The sequence below is a fragment of the uncultured Phascolarctobacterium sp. genome, assembly GCF_958349595.1.
Lineage (GTDB): Bacteria > Bacillota > Negativicutes > Acidaminococcales > Acidaminococcaceae > Phascolarctobacterium.
Genome location: NZ_CATWDQ010000004.1, coordinates 165,260 through 180,649, shown reverse-complemented (window position 1 = coordinate 180,649; position 15,390 = coordinate 165,260). Strand labels below are relative to the sequence as shown.

Genomic DNA, 15,390 nt, shown 5'->3' with positions numbered 1-15,390 from the left:
CTGGAAGCGGCCTGGGAGGATAGAAAGCTGCCGGTTAGCAAAAAGACCTATACCAAATGGTATAGGTCTTTTTGCTATGTGTTAACTTTTAACCGACCAGGGAACCTGGGAAAAGCGAATCGCCGGTCGGATCACGAGCGAAGGGAAGTGAACGACCGAGACAGAGAGCTTTCACATTACTGAGCGCCAAATGCTTATGAATGGAAATGAAGGAAGCATTTGTGACAGCGAAGGCTATGCAAATATTGTAACTGAATAGGGAACAATATTTGTAATCCTTAATGTTCTAAAAGGAGTGTGCGCGTGTGATAGAAAGCTGCTTTTTTATTATTAATGATCTAATGATGCAAAAGATATAGGTCAACTCTTATAATGAATAGCAATTTTAAGTGATTTTTTCTTAAATCCATAACGCAGAGAAATATTTATGTTACAATATACTCATCACGCTGAAAGGATATGCTATGCATATGCAGAAGAAAAATTTTTTACCGATTTTAGCCTTGGCTGTAGGTCATTTGGTAACTGATTTACAGGCTGGTGCTTTGCCGATAGTGCTGCCACACCTGAAAGAAATATTCACGCTTAGTTATTCGCAGCTGGCAGCAATAGTTTTGACGCAGAATATTACCTCGTCAGTTATTCAGCCGGTATTTGGCTACATTACCGACAAGCGCTCTATGCCAATATTGCTGCCTTTTTGTGCGGCTATGGCAGGTGCCGGTTTTGCGGCGATCGGTTGGGTTTCTACTTATACTCTGATTTTATTGACCGTTGTTATAATCGGCATTTCCAGTGCTACCTATCATCCCCAGGCATCAAAAACTGTTAATTTTTTAAGTGATGAAAGCAGTAAAGCTAAAAATATGGGGATATTTTCTTTAGGCGGCAATGCCGGTATGGCCGTTGGCTCAATTTTGATGACGTTTCTAATCGGTTTACAGGATGGGATCCATAATACGATGTATTTTGTTTTGCCAGGACTGCTGGTTTTTGGGCTCATGATGAAATGTATGCCTGATTACAAACGGGTCAATGCCGAGCACAGTTTGCAAAAAGCTGTTGCCGGTGGTAAAGCTGCAGCAGAGCGATTTTCATATATAGGGATGTTGGTACTGTTATTTTTTATTTTTCTGCGCTCTACTATCCATACGGGATTATCAACATATCTGCCGCTGTTTTTTATGAAATTCCGGGGCAGTGAAGCTGTTTTTGCCAGCGCTTTAGTCTCCGCATTTTTATTAGGCGGCGTGGCTGGTACTTATACAGGCGCAGTGCTCAGCGACCGCTTAGGCGCCCGCAGGATCATTTTAGGTTCGATTATTCTCAGTATCCCGACTATCTGGCTGATCAGCCATGCCGCAACGGAAACAGGGGCACTGGCCGCCGTTGTGGCATCAGGTTTTTTGATCATCGGTTCTTTTGCAACAACTATCGTTTTGGCACAGACGATGCTGCCTGACAATGTTGGTATGGCTGCGGGGTTGACTATCGGTTTCAGCGTTGGTATGGGCGGTTTTGGTGTCACTATTCTGGGCTTTATAGCTGATAATTTCGGGTTGCCGCTGGTAATGCAGATCATTACCTGGCTGCCTGTGGCTGCGGCGATCATTGCTTTGAAAATCCCCATTCCGCTGAGTATGAGAAAATAATATCGTGAATGGTGGCAGTACCGATGCTGCTGTTGGATGAAGCCAGTATCACCTTTATCAGGCATATTCTGTAAAAATAAGATATTCCGCTCTGTTGAAAACAGCGGCGGAATTTTTTTTATAAAAAAAGCAATAAACGCTGTATTTATGTTAGAATATAATTATCGCTGACAAGGAGCAAAGGGCGATCTGGCTGAATGCAGCCAGTCCCAAAGCTGTTTTTGTAAGTGGTATTGTAGAGAAGCAGATGGAGGAATAATGGAAAGTAAATTCAAGCAGGGGATAACGTATGGCTTAACAGCCTATTTTTTATGGGGTATCCTGCCCATTTTTTGGAAAATGCTGGGAACGGTACCGGCATTTGAAATCTTAGCTAACCGTTTTATCTGGTCCTGTGTTTTTGTCTGGGCCCTGATTGTTGGTTCGGGCAAGGTAAAAAGTTTTTTAGCGGAAACCTACGCTATTTTTACTGACAGAAAACAGGCTTTGGCCATGCTGGCTGCCGCAATTACGATCAGCTGCAATTGGGGCATGTTTATTTGGGCCGTTAATAACGGCAGGATCGTGGAAACAAGTATGGGGTATTATATCAATCCGTTGGTCAGTATCATTTTTGGCGTTTTTTTTCTCAAAGAACGTCTGGACAACTGGCAAATGGCAGCGGTGGCCTGCGCGGCTGTCGGAGTTGGTACGCTGGTATGGAACTTAGGCCATGTGCCCTGGATATCGCTGACGCTGGCGATGTCTTTCGCACTATACGGCCTGATCAAAAAATGCCTGCTGGTAACTACACTGACCAGCATCATGCTGGAAACACTGCTGATAACGCCGATTGCGCTGGCTTATGAATATTATTTGAGTTTGTCAGGCGCCAGCGCTTATCAGACGGCCGGAACTGACATACTGATCCTGCTGGCCTGTGCCGGTGCGGTTACCGCTACGCCATTATTGCTTTTTACGGCTGGCGCTAAGCTGCTGCCGCTGAAAATTGTTGGATTTTTACAATATGTTTCACCGACGATCAGTTTGCTCATAGGAGTGTTTCTGTACGGAGAAAGTTTTACTTCCGTACATATGGTCGCTTTTGGCTGGATCTGGTTTGGCCTGTTTTTATTTACGATCGCACAGATAAAAAGGAGATAAAAATGATGTTAAGCAGCAGTTAAATTAAAAAAAACTGCTGCTTTTTTATTTTCAGAAAATTTGAAAGCTTAAAAGAAGGCTTTAAATATACGTCGGCAAAAGCTTGTGTTTGTGTCAAGAATCTGGCAGTTAAAATTTTTAATCGAACGATTAAAAATTGACCTTGACAGTGCACTTTGAACTCAAAGTATAGACTTCGGTACCGGTATGCATTGATAAACAAACTAGATATTGTGTTGTGGAAAAAGGGGGAATTTTTTCAAAAAGTTATCCACAGAATGTTAATAAAATGTGCATAACTTAGGGTTGATATGGTATAACTTATAAAATTTAGGGGAAAAAAAGACTGAAGTTGTGTATAATATGTAATTTATACACAGAATACTGTGGAAAACTATGTGGATATTGTTGATAAATAGCTAAAAATTTGCTTTTTTGACACATATATTTTGTATCCACCTTAGATGGATAAATAAAAAGGTCTGTTGAAAAGCAGAATTTCTGCTTTTACGAACACAGGTTTAAATTGTGTTCAGTTATTTTCCTGTTTTACTTGCGCAAAAGCCGCAGATTGTGGATAATATTAGAAGGAAGATAACTGAGATTTTTGGAGGATGAAAAATGGCAATTAAACAAGCACTGGCAGTAAAAGCAATGGAAGCGGCAGCAGACGGCAAGATTGTGGCAGCGTCGTTGAGCGAGGTCACTAACGGCTGGGTCGCACTGGTTATAAATGCAGCTGGTAAAAAGCTGGTCTGCGTTACGCAGGGAGAGTGCCCTTTGAGTTCGATGTGGGCTGTTGAAAGTTCCTGTGAGCAGGAGGGTCTGCATGTGGATATAATGCCTTTGAATGCAAATAATGCGGCAGTTATCCGCCGGTTTATAAAATGGGCAGCACCCAGCGCCTGCGGCACGAAAGGTACCAGTATCGGTTTCAGTGACTGGTTGGGAGCGGCAGGCGGCTGCGTAACGCCATTATTTGCCAAAAAGCAGGTCAAACCTGTTTTGGCAGAATATTCAGCTGCTGACAGCGCGCTTTTAAAACGTAATTTTCTGGAGGCTGTGGATGCGGCGACCTGGGGCGTGATGGAAACAGGCTATAAAGAAGGCTACGGCGCCAATGCCGAAGGTCTGCAAAGCGAAGAAGACATCGTCAAGGCCTTATTATACGGTTACAGTATGATCGGTCTGGATTGCAGCGATAAGATCAATCTGCAGATCGAAAAAATGTCCGACGCTGAGGTGGAGCAGCGGTATAATGATTTCCCGCAGGAATTTCGTGCCGCTATGAGAGGCTCTTATCTGGAGGCCAATTTCCAGGTTGGCAGCGAGGTCATTCATTTTGAGCCTGAACAGCTGCGGCGTATCGTTTTGGAATATGGTGAAGCTATCATGCATGCGCAGTTCATTTATAATTCTTATCTCAAAAATACTCCCTGGGAAATAGATTTTGAATTATTAGTTGCCAAAGAAGGCAAATTGCTTTCACCGCAGGAGCATTATCTGATCGCTAATGAATTACAGCGTAACGGCATCAAGTTTGCTGCTTTAGGCCTGAATGCTCTGGAGGAGGGACAGATGCTGGAGGAAACGCTGCCGGTCCATGCGGCTATCGCTGATACCTTTGGTTACAGGCTGAGCTTCCTGCAAGCAGATCTGGCTTTAAGTGATCTGGGTGCGGCTGCCAAAATCTTGAAGGGTAAAGTGCATTTTAAACTCAGCAGCGTATTGTGGCTGGCGGCCTGGGAAACGCTTTTTTCAGCAGCACCGGAACTGGCGCAGCAAATGCGTGAGTATGCCGGCTTACCGGCAGCGGATACTTTAGTGCCGCAAACGGAAACAGGCAGGGCTTATGCTTTGAGTTATAAGACTTTACTGGCGCCTGAGGCAGGTAATTTTGCCGGACAGATCAAAGACGTTTTAGCTGCTGAGCAGGCTGCATATGGTGAACGAATTTCTGTTTTGGTAAGCAATTATTTAAGAACATTGTAAACATTGAAACAAATAAAACTTTTTTTGAAAAAAGTGTTGACAAGTGCCGTTAAAAGTGGCATAATATGACCAATCTTAATATTGTCTTGTAAAAGTGATGATTGGGAAGAAAGACAGGATGTAATGTCACAGAGAGCCGGTGGTTGGTGGAAACCGGTACGGAACGCCCGTTGAGTAAATCACCCATGAACTCGTCAGCGAAAGCAGCAGTAAGTAGCATGATGCGTACCAGATGCGTTAATTCTGAGCCGGTTGATGGACTGGTGCGAAAGTTATAAATTAGGGTGGTACCGCGTATTTTATACGCCCCTGCAAAAGCAGGGGCGTTTTTTATTGTTCCTAACGCACTGCTTTCCATCAAAATCATATGAGGGAGGAAATCAAGATGTCAGGAAAATTATTTTTAAAGGCTAAAAATGAGGAAACTTTACTGCCGAGAGTGCTGCGGGTGCTGTCAAAACAGGGGGTAGATGTGAGAGAACTCAATATGAAGGCTCAGGCTGATGGTATGGAGCTGGAAATCGTTTTGAATACGGACAGTGACGTTGCGCAAATGGCGAAGCTGCTGGCTAAACAAGTGGCAGTGGTTTCTGTAAATACTCTGATGCTGCAGGAACAGGCAGCTGTCTGAAGGTGCTGATTTTGGGAGGAAAGCGAAGAATGAAGTTATCTGGTGCGCAAGCTATTATTAAAGTTTTGCTGGAACAGGGAGTCGATACCGTTTTCGGTTATCCGGGCGGTCAGGTCATTCCCTTATATAATGCGTTATATGACGCGCCGCTGCGTAATGTGCTGACGGCGCACGAACAGGGCGCCGTTCATGCTGCTGACGGTTATGCGCGCGCCAGCGGCAGGACCGGTGTCTGCATAGCTACTTCCGGCCCGGGGGCGACAAATATCGTTACGGGGCTGGCGACTGCTTATTTGGATTCTGTGCCGCTGGTAGCGATCACAGGTCAGGTTTCGGTTGCCAATTTAGGGCGCGATTCCTTTCAGGAAATAGATATTGTCGGGGTGACGCTGCCGATAACGAAATATAATATTCTGGTACGCAAGGCTGAAGATCTGCTGCCGGCTCTGCGTCAGGCTTTCTATCTGGCCCAGGAGGGACGTCCGGGACCGGTACTGGTAGACGTGCCCAGCGATCTGCAGGTCGGGGATGTGGAATGGACGGAAGCAGAACCGCTGGTGCAGCCTGTACGGGAAACAGCACGGGAAGAAATACTGGAAGCAGCGGCAGTGACGATTACCAATGCTAAACAGCCTGTGTTTTTAGTAGGCGGAGGCGCTGTTCACAGCGGTGCTGCTGCAGAGGTGCTGCACTTCGCCAGAAAAACAGGGATACCTGTGGTCAATACACTGATGGGCATTGGTGTTTTCCCAGGCAGCGACCGGCAATGTCTGGGACTGACAGGGATGCATGGGCATATCGCGGCCAATATGGCGGTGGCAAATGCCGATGTACTGATCGTAGCCGGCAGCCGTTTCAGTGAAAGAGTAACAGGCGACCGCAACCGCTATGTGGGTAAAAAAACTATTATCCAGCTGGATATCGATCCTTCTGAAGTAGATAAAAATGTTATGACGGCGCTGCCGCTGGTTGGGGATATGAAAGAAAATCTCACTAAGCTGAGCGAACGGGTACAAAAGCTTGAGATAGAACATTGGTGGCATACGATCAGGGCCTGGGACGCGACAGAAAACCGTTCGGCACAGTCGGGCGACAGATTGACGGCTCCCTGGCTGATGAAAGAACTGACGCGTAGTTTTAAAGGGGAAGATACAGTATTTGTTACTGATGTTGGTCAGAACCAGATGTGGGCAGCCTTGCATTTAGAGGTAGACGCACCCCGGCATCATTTGACCAGCGGCGGCTGCGGTACGATGGGCTTTGGGCTGCCGGCGGCACTGGGGGCCAAGATCTCCCGTCCGGAAGCGCAGGTGGTACAGATCTGCGGCGACGGCGGTTTTAAAATGACAGGTATGGAAATGTATACGGCGCTGCGTGAAAGCGCGCCTTTTATCACCGTTGTCATCAACAACAGCTGTCTGGGGATGGTACGGCAGTGGCAGCAGGTTTTTTATGATAAACGTTATTCTTCGACGATTCTGACGCCGTTTAATTTTGTCGGCTTTGCCAAAGCCTGCGGCGCAGACGGTGCGACGGTAACTACCTGCGCTGAATTTACCGCTGCGCTGGCCAAAGCGCGTAAACAGGGAAAAATTTTCCTGATCGAGGCGGTAGTAGAACAAAGTGATCTGGTAGAACCAATGGTCGCTCCGGGCGCGGTGCTTGACGATTTTGTCAAGACTGATGCCTGAGAAACAGGGCCAATGAGGGGAAAGTCCGCTTCGGCGCAAAAAAAGACCAGCTGTAAATAAGGGAAAGAGTCGTAGAAAACAGCCGAAGCCTGATAACCGTCATGCTGAAAAGCATGGCGGTTATTTTTAGTCAGCTGCTCTTGCAATTTGCTATGACTAATGGTATAATACATAAGCTTGTATATAGTAATATATACTTCCCCTGCTCCCAAAAGGGGGCCAAAGTCCAAAGGAGGAGGTGATTTCGTGAATAACTACGAAGTCATGTACATCGTAAGACCCGTTGAAGAGGAAGCTTTTGAAGCAGTTGTTGCCAAATTTGACAACCTCATCAACAATAACGGTGGTACTGTAGAAAAAACCGATCGTTGGGGCAAGAAACGTCTTGCTTATGAAATCGACGATATCGCAGAAGGTTTGTATGTTCTCGTAACTTTCAGTGCAGAACCTAAAACAGTCAAAGAACTTGACCGCGTTATGAAGATTACCGATGAAATTTTGCGTCACATGATTATCAGAAAAGGTGAGTAACCAGGAGGGTAACTAGTATGAACAAAGTTATTTTAATGGGCCGCTTAACTCGTGATCCTGAAGTGCGTTACACTCAGACCGGCAAAGTAGTTTGCCAGTTCACTTTAGCGGTAGATCGTCCTTTTGCTAATCAGGAAGGCCAAAGAGAAGCTGATTTTATCCCTGTCGTTATCTGGGGTAAGGTAGCTGAATTATGCGGGAATAGTCTTACAAAAGGTCAAAGGGCTCTTGTAGACGGTCGTTTGCAGATTCGCAGCTATGATGCTAAAGACGGTACGAAACGTTGGGTGACAGAGATCGTTGCCAACAGCGTGGAGTTTATCGAACGTAAAGCAGCCGGCAGCGGAGCTCCGGGTCATTCCGGCGACGCAGGTCCGAAGAGCGAGATGGAATCTTTTGGTTCCGCAGTTCCTTTTGATGAAGAGATCCCATTCTAAATAGGGAGGTTATGCGAATGAAACGTGAAAGAGGCAGAAGAACCAGAAGAAAAGTATGCAGCTTCTGTGTTGATAAAGTAGAAGAAATCGATTATAAGGACGTTGCTAAGCTGCGCCGTTATATTACTGAACGCGGCAAAATTTTGCCCCGTCGTATTTCCGGTAACTGCGCTAAACATCAACGCCAAATGACTACTGCTATCAAACGCGCACGTAACGTAGCTTTGCTGCCGTTTACCTGTGAATAATAAGCAGTTTGTAGTTGCAAGATCAAACACCCTGCATTTTTGTGTAGGGTGTTTTTGTATTTTTTGGCGTATATGTTGACGACAGGAAAAGTTATTGTTATAATGTAGCTTGAGGTTAGCTTCTGCTAACTAGAGCGGCTGATAATTTTTATAACAAAGGAGATGTAAAAGTGGCAACAAGAAGAGGTCCGAGATTTAAAGAGTGCCGCAGATTCGGTATCAATGTCTGCGGTCATCCCAAAGCATTGGACAGACTGGGGACAACTGTAAAACGTAATAAAAAAATGTCAGAATATGGTAAACAACTCTTGGAAAAACAAAAAATAAAAGCTTATTATGGCATTTTTGAACGTCAATTACTGAGATACTATAAAGCTGCAAGTAAAAGTAAGGAACGTACGGCAGACGCTTTGTTCTGCACACTGGAATGTCGTTTAGACAACCTGGTTTACCGGATCGGTTTTGCCAATTCGATTCGTCTGGCTCGGCAGCAGGTAACGCACCGCCATATTCTGGTCAACGGTAAAAATGTCAATATTCCTTCTTATATCTGTAAGGCAGGTGATGTGATCAGTTTGAAAGCAAGCTCGCGCAGCAACGAACTTTTTAAAAGTAATTTCCTGGAACGGGCAAGCTTTGCTTTACCGTATATCAGTAAGGATAAAGAAAGTTTTAGTGGCACTCTGGTCCGGCTGCCTCTGCGGGAAGAGATTCCTATTCAGATCGAAGATCAACTCGTTGTAGAATATTTCTCACGCTGATTTATTATGAAAAATCGTGAACGTTATAATGAGTTGTCCTATTGGGAGCAGTTTCTGTCAGAAAAACGGTTGGCGGCAGTCGGCTTTTGTGAAGATCACGCGCAGGAAATGATGATCGTTAACGCCAGTATCGTTGCTGCAGAAAAGCAGATCTTCAGTAGTCACTGGCTGTGCCTGCCGAATTGTTATGCCGTGCTTGGCTTTTTGCAGTATGTGTATTTTCCAACGATGTTTTATCATATTATGTATGGCAATAATGAATTAAAAATGCCACTGACCAGTACGGAGACTTTATATGATTATATCGCTGGCTGTGACACGAAGCATAAGGTTGCCATGTTGGAGCTGCTGCAAAGACTGCAGGGATTGTGGCAGGTACCTGCAGATGAGTGCCTGCTGCAGCTGCAGGACATCTGCACGGAGTTTAATGACTTGCCGCTGAACAGTGCCGCGGCAATGCAGGTCCTGCTGTTCGGCGAGGTGACGCAGGTCTGTGAATATATCAAAAAGCAGATCTGGTGTGAAGAAGTTTTTTATGAAGATTTCGGCTGTTCTTACAGCTGGCTGGAAAAGCTGTGCCAAAGCTTTGCGAACGGTGCTTTTTTCCGTTACCGGCTGCTGCATTTTCTCAATGACCGCGTTGGTTGTTTGACCGGGTAAAATGACAAATTTATAATTTTTATTACGAGCCTTGTACTTTACAGTACTGGGATTTTGTTTTGTACTGCTGCCGCAGAAAAAAGTTGTATTATAGTGAAGAATGAATTATGATACAAGCAGATGAATGGAGGTGCGTGATGCAGCTGACAGTATTGGTAGATAACAATACCCTGATCGACCGTTATTATCTGGGTGAACCAGGGGTATCCTATTATATTGAAGACGGAGGCGCTAAAATTTTATTTGATGTGGGTTACTCTGATATTTTTTTGCAAAATGCCCAGACGCTGGGTATCGATTTGAGCAGCTTACAGCAGGTCGTACTTTCGCATGGGCATAACGATCATACTAGAGGATTGCTGTGGCTGAGTGAGCAGGAATATTTTGCTGATTTGGAACTGGTCGCACATCCGGAGGCTTTGGAACCGAAACAGTTTAACGGCGAGGCTATCGGCGCGCCTTTTACAGCGAGGCAGCTGCGGGAAAAGTGCAGGCTGAGGCTGAGCAAAGAACCGGTATGGCTGACAGAAAAGCTGGTTTTTTTAGGAGAAATACCCCAGTTGCATGATTTTGAGCAGCGGCAAAGTTTCAGCGGCGGGTCTGATCCCGTGGACCTGGTCTTAGACGATACGGCTTTGGTCTATCGCGGCGCAGACGGGTTGTTTGTAATCACAGGCTGTTCTCACAGCGGTATCTGTAATATCATTGAATATGCCAAACAAGTCTGCGGTGAAGTTAAAGTACAGGGCGTTATCGGCGGCTGGCATTTATTTAAGGTTGACGGACGCCTGGAAAAAACGATCGCCTATTTACAGAAAAATAACATTCAGGAGCTGTATCCCTGCCATTGCTGTTCCTTTAAAGCTAAAGCCGCAGTGCATGCGCAGATCCCGATCCAGGAGATCGGTGTCGGGAAGAAACTGATAATTACCTGATAAAAGTTAAGAAGCCATTGAGGATTTTCTCAATGGCTTTATTTTTTTGCCTGGATAGGTTGCAGCTGGTTTCTGGTACGGTCAGGTAAATTTTTACAGTTTTTTTACAGCGGAGACAGTTCTTTTGACGGCGGCTTTACGGCAAGTGGTAGTACAATAAATCATCATCAGGTAGATGATTTGCAGATGGTGTTTTTGTACAAGGAGGGAAAATAATGATGGAAATGCTGCCTTTGACAGAGTTATGGCTCAGCCTACTTTTAGCGGTAGGTATTTTATTTTATCTGATTTATGCATTATTGAAACCGGAGGATTTTTAAAATGACAAAAGATATTCTGTTATTTGCGTTGTTTTTAGCTGTATTATTGCTGTGCGCCTGGCCACTGGGTAAATATATGGCACGAGTTTTTAACTATGAAAAGACCTGGGGCGAAAGATTTTTTGCACCGCTGGAAAATATTTTTTATAAAATGGCCAAGGTAGATCCGTATACAGAAATGCCCTGGAAAGAATATTGTCTCAATCTTATTATTTTTAATGCTTTAGGTATGTTATCGCTGTTTATTCTGCAGCTGACGCAGGCCTTTTTACCGTTGAATCCACAGCAGCTGCCCAACGTCGAAACCTGGCATCTGGCTTTTAATACGGCCGCCAGCTTTATGACCAATACCAACTGGCAGGCTTACAGCGGCGAGACTACTTTAAGTTATTTGACGCAAATGCTTGGCTTGACCGTACAAAACTTTTTATCGGCTGCAACAGGTGCTGCTGTCGCTATTGCCCTGATTCGCGGTTTGGTACGTAAAAATGCCGGTGAGTTAGGTAATTTTTGGGCGGATATTATCAGATGTACGACCAGAGTACTGCTGCCGATTTGTGTCGTAGCAACATTGCTGCTGGTTTCTCAGGGCGTTATCCAAAATCTTAGTCCTTATGTCGATGTTCACACTGTTGAAGGAGCGCAGCAAACGATTGCGATGGGGCCGGTTGCCTCTCAGGAGGCGATCAAGGAGCTGGGCACTAACGGCGGCGGTTTCTTTAATGCCAATTCTTCCCATCCATTTGAAAATCCGACTCCGTTAAGTAATTTTTTGGAAATGTTTTTGATTTTAGTGATCCCGACAGGTTTATTGTTTACCTTTGGCGAGATGTGCAAAGATAAAAAGCAGGGGTATGCCGTTTTAGTGTCCATGCTGCTGTTATTTGTTCTGATGCTGGGGGTCTGCTATGCTTCGGAAAAATATGGCAATCCGATCGTGGCGGCGCAGGGCATCAGCGGCGATACTGCTATGGAGGGGAAAGAAGTTCGTTTTGGCATCGGCAGCAGCAGTTTATTTGCTACTGTTACTACGGCAGCTTCCTGCGGTGCAGTCAACTCAATGCATGACAGCTACACCGGTCTGGGCGGACTGGTTCCCATGCTGCAGATGATGCTGGGCGAAGTCGTTTTGGGTGGTGTCGGTGCCGGCTTTTACGGTATGATGCTGTATGTATTTATCACGGTTTTCATTGTCGGGCTGATGGTAGGCCGGACACCTGAGTATCTGGGTAAAAAGATCGAAGCGAAAGAAGTCGTTTTAACGATCGCTGGCCTGTTGATCCCAGCCGCGACAATTTTGGCAATGGCAGCGGTTTCCTGCCTTACGGAAGCTGGCCAGGCCGGTATCTCCAACCCCGGGCCGCATGGTCTCAGCGAGATCTTATACGGTTTTGCTTCCGGTGTGGGCAATAATGGCAGTGCTTTTGCCGGTTTGGGAGCCAACAGTCTGTGGTACAATGTCCTGATCGGGCTGGCGATGCTGATCGGACGTTTTGCTGTCATTGTGCCGGTCTTAGCTATTGCGGGCAATATGGCAACGAAAAAAATCGTTCCGGCGAGTGCTGGTACCTTCAATACCGGCAGCAGTCTTTTTGCCGTATTGCTGGCAGGCGTTGTTTTGATCGTTGGCGCGCTGACATTTTTACCGGCTCTTGCTCTGGGACCGATCGTAGATCAATTGTTCATGCTGCAGGGCAAGGTATTTTAAGGAGGATCTGAGATGAAAAGAGACAGACAACAGCAAGAGATTTTGAGCGAGGCCGTGCGTAATGCGTTTCTGAAGCTCGATCCTCGTATTCAATGGAAAAATCCTGTCATGTTCATAGTTTTTCTGGGTGCGATTTTAGCAGCATTACTGGCTCTACGCGCCTTTTTGGCAGGTAACACGCAGGAAGGCTGGTTTGACCTGCATATAGATTTATGGCTGTGGTTTACAGTACTGTTTGCCAATTTTGCCGAAGCAGTAGCGGAAGGCCGCGGTAAGGCGCAGGCGGAAAGTTTGCGTAAAGCCCGTAAATCCATTCAGGCAAAGAAAATCAAAGCTGATGGCAGCCTGGAGACAGTAGGCTCTGAGGCGATCCGCAAGGGCGACATAGTTTTGGTTGAGGCTGGCGATACCATTCCTAACGACGGTGAAGTGATCGAAGGTATGGCATCAGTTGATGAAAGCGCCGTTACCGGTGAATCAGCGCCTGTTATCCGTGAATCCGGCGGCGATAAATCTTCTGTAACCGGCGGTACGAAGGTGCTGTCAGACTGGATCAAAGTCAGAGTCGCGACTAACCCCGGTGAAACCTTCCTTGATCGGATGATCGGGCTGGTCGAAGGTGCAAAACGGCAGAAAACTCCGAATGAGATCGCCCTGACGCTGCTTTTAGTGGGACTGACGATCATCTTTTTGTTCGCGGTAGTGACACTGGAACCATTTGCTATTTATTCCGGTACGGTTATTTCTGTGACGGCGTTGGTAGCACTGCTGGTGTGCCTGATCCCGACGACGATCGGCGGCTTGCTGTCGGCGATAGGTATTGCCGGTATGGACAGGCTTTTGGGCCGTAATGTGCTCGCCATGAGCGGCCGTGCCGTAGAAGCGGCTGGTGACGTTAACGTACTGCTGCTTGATAAAACTGGTACTATTACCCTGGGCAACAGGATGGCGACGGAATTTATCCCGGCGGCCGGCGTTACTGCGGGTGAACTGGCTGATGCGGCGCAGCTGGCTTCTTTAGCTGACGAAACTCCGGAAGGCCGTAGTATCGTAGTGCTGGCAAAAGAAAAATATGGCCTACGTGAGCGCGACCTTACGCATTTACAGGCTGAATTCATTCCTTTTACTGCTCAGACCAGAATGAGCGGTATTGATACTGTCAATGCCAGAATACGCAAAGGCTCCATGGAAGCCATGCAGAATTATGTCAGCGAACTGGGCGGTACTTTTCCGGCGGAAGTTCGCAGCGCCTGTGAAAACATTGCTCATCAGGGCGGTACGCCTTTGGTGGTTGCCAAAGATAAACAGGTCATGGGAGTTATTTATCTAAAGGATATCGTTAAAGGCGGGATCAAAGAGCGTTTCAGTGAATTACGGAAAATGGGTATCAAAACGATCATGATCACCGGTGATAATCAGCTGACAGCGGCAGCGATCGCTGCCGAAGCAGGCGTGGATGATTTTCTGGCGGAAGCGACGCCGGAAGCGAAATTGAAAATGATTCGTTCCTATCAGCAGCAGGGAATGCTGGTGGCAATGACAGGTGACGGCACTAATGATGCGCCGGCGCTGGCCCAGGCCGATGTGGGCGTAGCAATGAACAGTGGTACGCAGGCTGCTAAAGAAGCAGGCAATATGGTCGATCTTGATTCCAATCCAACGAAATTGATCGAAGTTGTCGAGATCGGCAAGCAGCTTTTGATGACGCGCGGTTCACTGACGACTTTCAGTATTGCCAATGATATCGCCAAATATTTTGCAATCATTCCGGCCTTGTTTGCCGCAACCTATGCGCCGCTGGAAGTACTCAATATTATGCAGCTGCATTCGCCGCAGAGCGCTATCCTGAGCGCGGTTATTTTCAATGCGCTGATCATCATCGCACTGATACCGCTGGCGATGAAGGGGGTTGCCTATAAACCGCTGGGAGCTTCTAAAATATTGCAGAGAAACCTGCTGCTGTACGGTGTCGGTGGTATCATCGTGCCGTTTATCGGGATCAAGCTCATCGATGTGCTTTTAGTTGCGTTAGGCTTGGCTTAAGAGAGAATGAGGTGAAAGTATGGGCGCTATAAGAAGATCGTTAGTAATGATTATAACCTTGAGTATTTTTACCGGGCTGGTTTATCCGCTGGCGATGACAGGTCTGGCACAGGCGGTATTTCCCAGCCGGGCTAATGGTAGTATAATAATAAAAGATGGGGTTCCGGTAGGGTCGGCCCTGATCGGCCAGGCGTTTACAGATGCCCGCTATTTCAGCAGCCGTCCTTCTGCCGGCGGCAATGATGCGGCCAATTCAGGCGGCACCAACTATGGCGGCACCAGTGCCAAACTGCAGCAGCAGGTCAATGAGAAAGCTGCGGCAGTCCGTGAAGTAAACGGCTGGGAGGCAAACAGGGATGTACCAAGTGTTTTGGTAACGAATTCCAGCAGTGGTCTGGACCCGCATCTGACGCCAGAGGCAGCTTATTGCCAGGTCGAACGTATTGCTAAAGTGCGCGGTCTGTCAATTGGACAGGTGCGCGATCTGGTGACGGAACATATTGAAAAGGCCGATTTAGGCGTTGTGGGCGAGGATAGAGTCAATGTTTTGAAGCTGAATCTGGCACTTGATAAATTGCAACAGAACCAATAAAGTTAGGGCTGCATTTAGCAGCCCTATTTGGCTATCTTGCTAAGGA

15 protein-coding genes and 1 other annotated feature are annotated in these 15,390 nt (G+C 46.5%); all 15 genes read left to right on the top strand.

Features of this window, described 5'->3' with window-relative positions:
* The first annotated feature begins 470 nt into the window (after positions 1-470).
* The 15 genes from Q4G98_RS05500 to kdpC all read left to right on the top strand — a co-directional run bounded on the left by Q4G98_RS05500 (position 471) and on the right by kdpC (position 15,344).
* On the top strand, positions 471-1,652 hold the full coding sequence (locus Q4G98_RS05500; RefSeq protein ID WP_177560192.1) for an MFS transporter: 1,182 nt from the start codon (positions 471-473) through the stop codon (positions 1,650-1,652).
* A gap of 258 nt (positions 1,653-1,910) precedes the next feature.
* Positions 1,911-2,795 (top strand): EamA family transporter RarD, encoded by an 885-nt coding sequence (gene rarD, locus Q4G98_RS05495; protein ID WP_177560195.1) that lies wholly within the window; start codon positions 1,911-1,913, stop codon positions 2,793-2,795.
* 621 nt (positions 2,796-3,416) lie between these two features.
* Positions 3,417-4,787 carry a tagaturonate epimerase family protein gene (locus Q4G98_RS05490; RefSeq protein WP_298563610.1) on the top strand — a complete coding sequence of 457 codons (1,371 nt, stop codon included), beginning with the start codon at positions 3,417-3,419 and terminating at the stop codon, positions 4,785-4,787.
* Positions 4,788-4,875: 88 nt separating this feature from the next.
* Positions 4,876-5,101: a binding site (T-box leader), on the top strand.
* Positions 5,102-5,172: 71 nt separating this feature from the next.
* A complete protein-coding gene (locus Q4G98_RS05485) occupies positions 5,173-5,418 on the top strand; it encodes an ACT domain-containing protein (RefSeq protein WP_293546552.1) in 246 nt (81 codons plus the stop codon).
* A gap of 29 nt (positions 5,419-5,447) precedes the next feature.
* Positions 5,448-7,109: a biosynthetic-type acetolactate synthase large subunit gene (ilvB, locus tag Q4G98_RS05480; RefSeq protein ID WP_298563609.1), complete on the top strand. Its 1,662-nt coding sequence runs from the start codon at positions 5,448-5,450 to the stop codon at positions 7,107-7,109.
* A gap of 246 nt (positions 7,110-7,355) precedes the next feature.
* Positions 7,356-7,640 carry a 30S ribosomal protein S6 gene (rpsF, locus tag Q4G98_RS05475; protein ID WP_177560208.1) on the top strand — a complete coding sequence of 95 codons (285 nt, stop codon included), beginning with the start codon at positions 7,356-7,358 and terminating at the stop codon, positions 7,638-7,640.
* A gap of 17 nt (positions 7,641-7,657) precedes the next feature.
* Complete coding sequence (locus Q4G98_RS05470; RefSeq protein ID WP_177560211.1) at positions 7,658-8,077, top strand: single-stranded DNA-binding protein; 420 nt, start codon at positions 7,658-7,660, stop codon at positions 8,075-8,077.
* A gap of 17 nt (positions 8,078-8,094) precedes the next feature.
* Positions 8,095-8,325, top strand: coding sequence for a 30S ribosomal protein S18 (gene rpsR, locus Q4G98_RS05465; RefSeq protein WP_021717084.1), 231 nt, complete (start codon positions 8,095-8,097; stop codon positions 8,323-8,325).
* Positions 8,326-8,495: 170 nt separating this feature from the next.
* The gene (gene rpsD, locus Q4G98_RS05460) at positions 8,496-9,086 is read left to right on the top strand and encodes a 30S ribosomal protein S4 (RefSeq protein WP_293546558.1); all 591 of its coding nucleotides are present in this window, start codon (positions 8,496-8,498) and stop codon (positions 9,084-9,086) included.
* Positions 9,087-9,092: 6 nt separating this feature from the next.
* The gene (locus Q4G98_RS05455; RefSeq protein WP_298563604.1) at positions 9,093-9,746 is read left to right on the top strand and encodes a hypothetical protein; all 654 of its coding nucleotides are present in this window, start codon (positions 9,093-9,095) and stop codon (positions 9,744-9,746) included.
* A 137-nt stretch (positions 9,747-9,883) separates the two neighbouring features.
* Positions 9,884-10,681 carry an MBL fold metallo-hydrolase gene (locus Q4G98_RS05450; RefSeq protein ID WP_298563602.1) on the top strand — a complete coding sequence of 266 codons (798 nt, stop codon included), beginning with the start codon at positions 9,884-9,886 and terminating at the stop codon, positions 10,679-10,681.
* 215 nt (positions 10,682-10,896) lie between these two features.
* Positions 10,897-11,001, top strand: a complete 105-nt coding sequence (kdpF, locus tag Q4G98_RS05445) for a K(+)-transporting ATPase subunit F (protein ID WP_293546564.1) — start codon at positions 10,897-10,899, stop codon at positions 10,999-11,001.
* Position 11,002: 1 nt separating this feature from the next.
* Entirely contained in the window at positions 11,003-12,709 is a 1,707-nt protein-coding gene (gene kdpA / locus Q4G98_RS05440; protein ID WP_298563600.1) for a potassium-transporting ATPase subunit KdpA, read from the top strand.
* Positions 12,710-12,721: 12 nt separating this feature from the next.
* The gene (kdpB, locus tag Q4G98_RS05435; RefSeq protein WP_298563598.1) at positions 12,722-14,752 is read left to right on the top strand and encodes a potassium-transporting ATPase subunit KdpB; all 2,031 of its coding nucleotides are present in this window, start codon (positions 12,722-12,724) and stop codon (positions 14,750-14,752) included.
* 19 nt (positions 14,753-14,771) lie between these two features.
* A complete protein-coding gene (gene kdpC, locus Q4G98_RS05430) occupies positions 14,772-15,344 on the top strand; it encodes a potassium-transporting ATPase subunit KdpC (protein ID WP_298563597.1) in 573 nt (190 codons plus the stop codon).
* Positions 15,345-15,390: the final 46 nt, after the last annotated feature.

Excerpts from the sequence above, each read along its gene's own strand:
- Q4G98_RS05500 (WP_177560192.1), top strand. The coding sequence starts at position 471 with ATGCAGAAGAAAAATTTTTTACCGATTTTAGCCTTGGCTGTAGGTCAT.
- rarD (WP_177560195.1), top strand. The coding sequence starts at position 1,911 with ATGGAAAGTAAATTCAAGCAGGGGATAACGTATGGCTTAACAGCCTAT.
- Q4G98_RS05490 (WP_298563610.1), top strand. The coding sequence starts at position 3,417 with ATGGCAATTAAACAAGCACTGGCAGTAAAAGCAATGGAAGCGGCAGCA.
- Q4G98_RS05485 (WP_293546552.1), top strand. The coding sequence starts at position 5,173 with ATGTCAGGAAAATTATTTTTAAAGGCTAAAAATGAGGAAACTTTACTG.
- ilvB (WP_298563609.1), top strand. The coding sequence starts at position 5,448 with ATGAAGTTATCTGGTGCGCAAGCTATTATTAAAGTTTTGCTGGAACAG.
- Q4G98_RS05470 (WP_177560211.1), top strand. The coding sequence starts at position 7,658 with ATGAACAAAGTTATTTTAATGGGCCGCTTAACTCGTGATCCTGAAGTG.
- rpsR (WP_021717084.1), top strand. The coding sequence starts at position 8,095 with ATGAAACGTGAAAGAGGCAGAAGAACCAGAAGAAAAGTATGCAGCTTC.
- Q4G98_RS05455 (WP_298563604.1), top strand. The coding sequence starts at position 9,093 with ATGAAAAATCGTGAACGTTATAATGAGTTGTCCTATTGGGAGCAGTTT.
- Q4G98_RS05450 (WP_298563602.1), top strand. The coding sequence starts at position 9,884 with ATGCAGCTGACAGTATTGGTAGATAACAATACCCTGATCGACCGTTAT.
- kdpF (WP_293546564.1), top strand. The coding sequence starts at position 10,897 with ATGATGGAAATGCTGCCTTTGACAGAGTTATGGCTCAGCCTACTTTTA.
- kdpA (WP_298563600.1), top strand. The coding sequence starts at position 11,003 with ATGACAAAAGATATTCTGTTATTTGCGTTGTTTTTAGCTGTATTATTG.
- kdpB (WP_298563598.1), top strand. The coding sequence starts at position 12,722 with ATGAAAAGAGACAGACAACAGCAAGAGATTTTGAGCGAGGCCGTGCGT.
- kdpC (WP_298563597.1), top strand. The coding sequence starts at position 14,772 with ATGGGCGCTATAAGAAGATCGTTAGTAATGATTATAACCTTGAGTATT.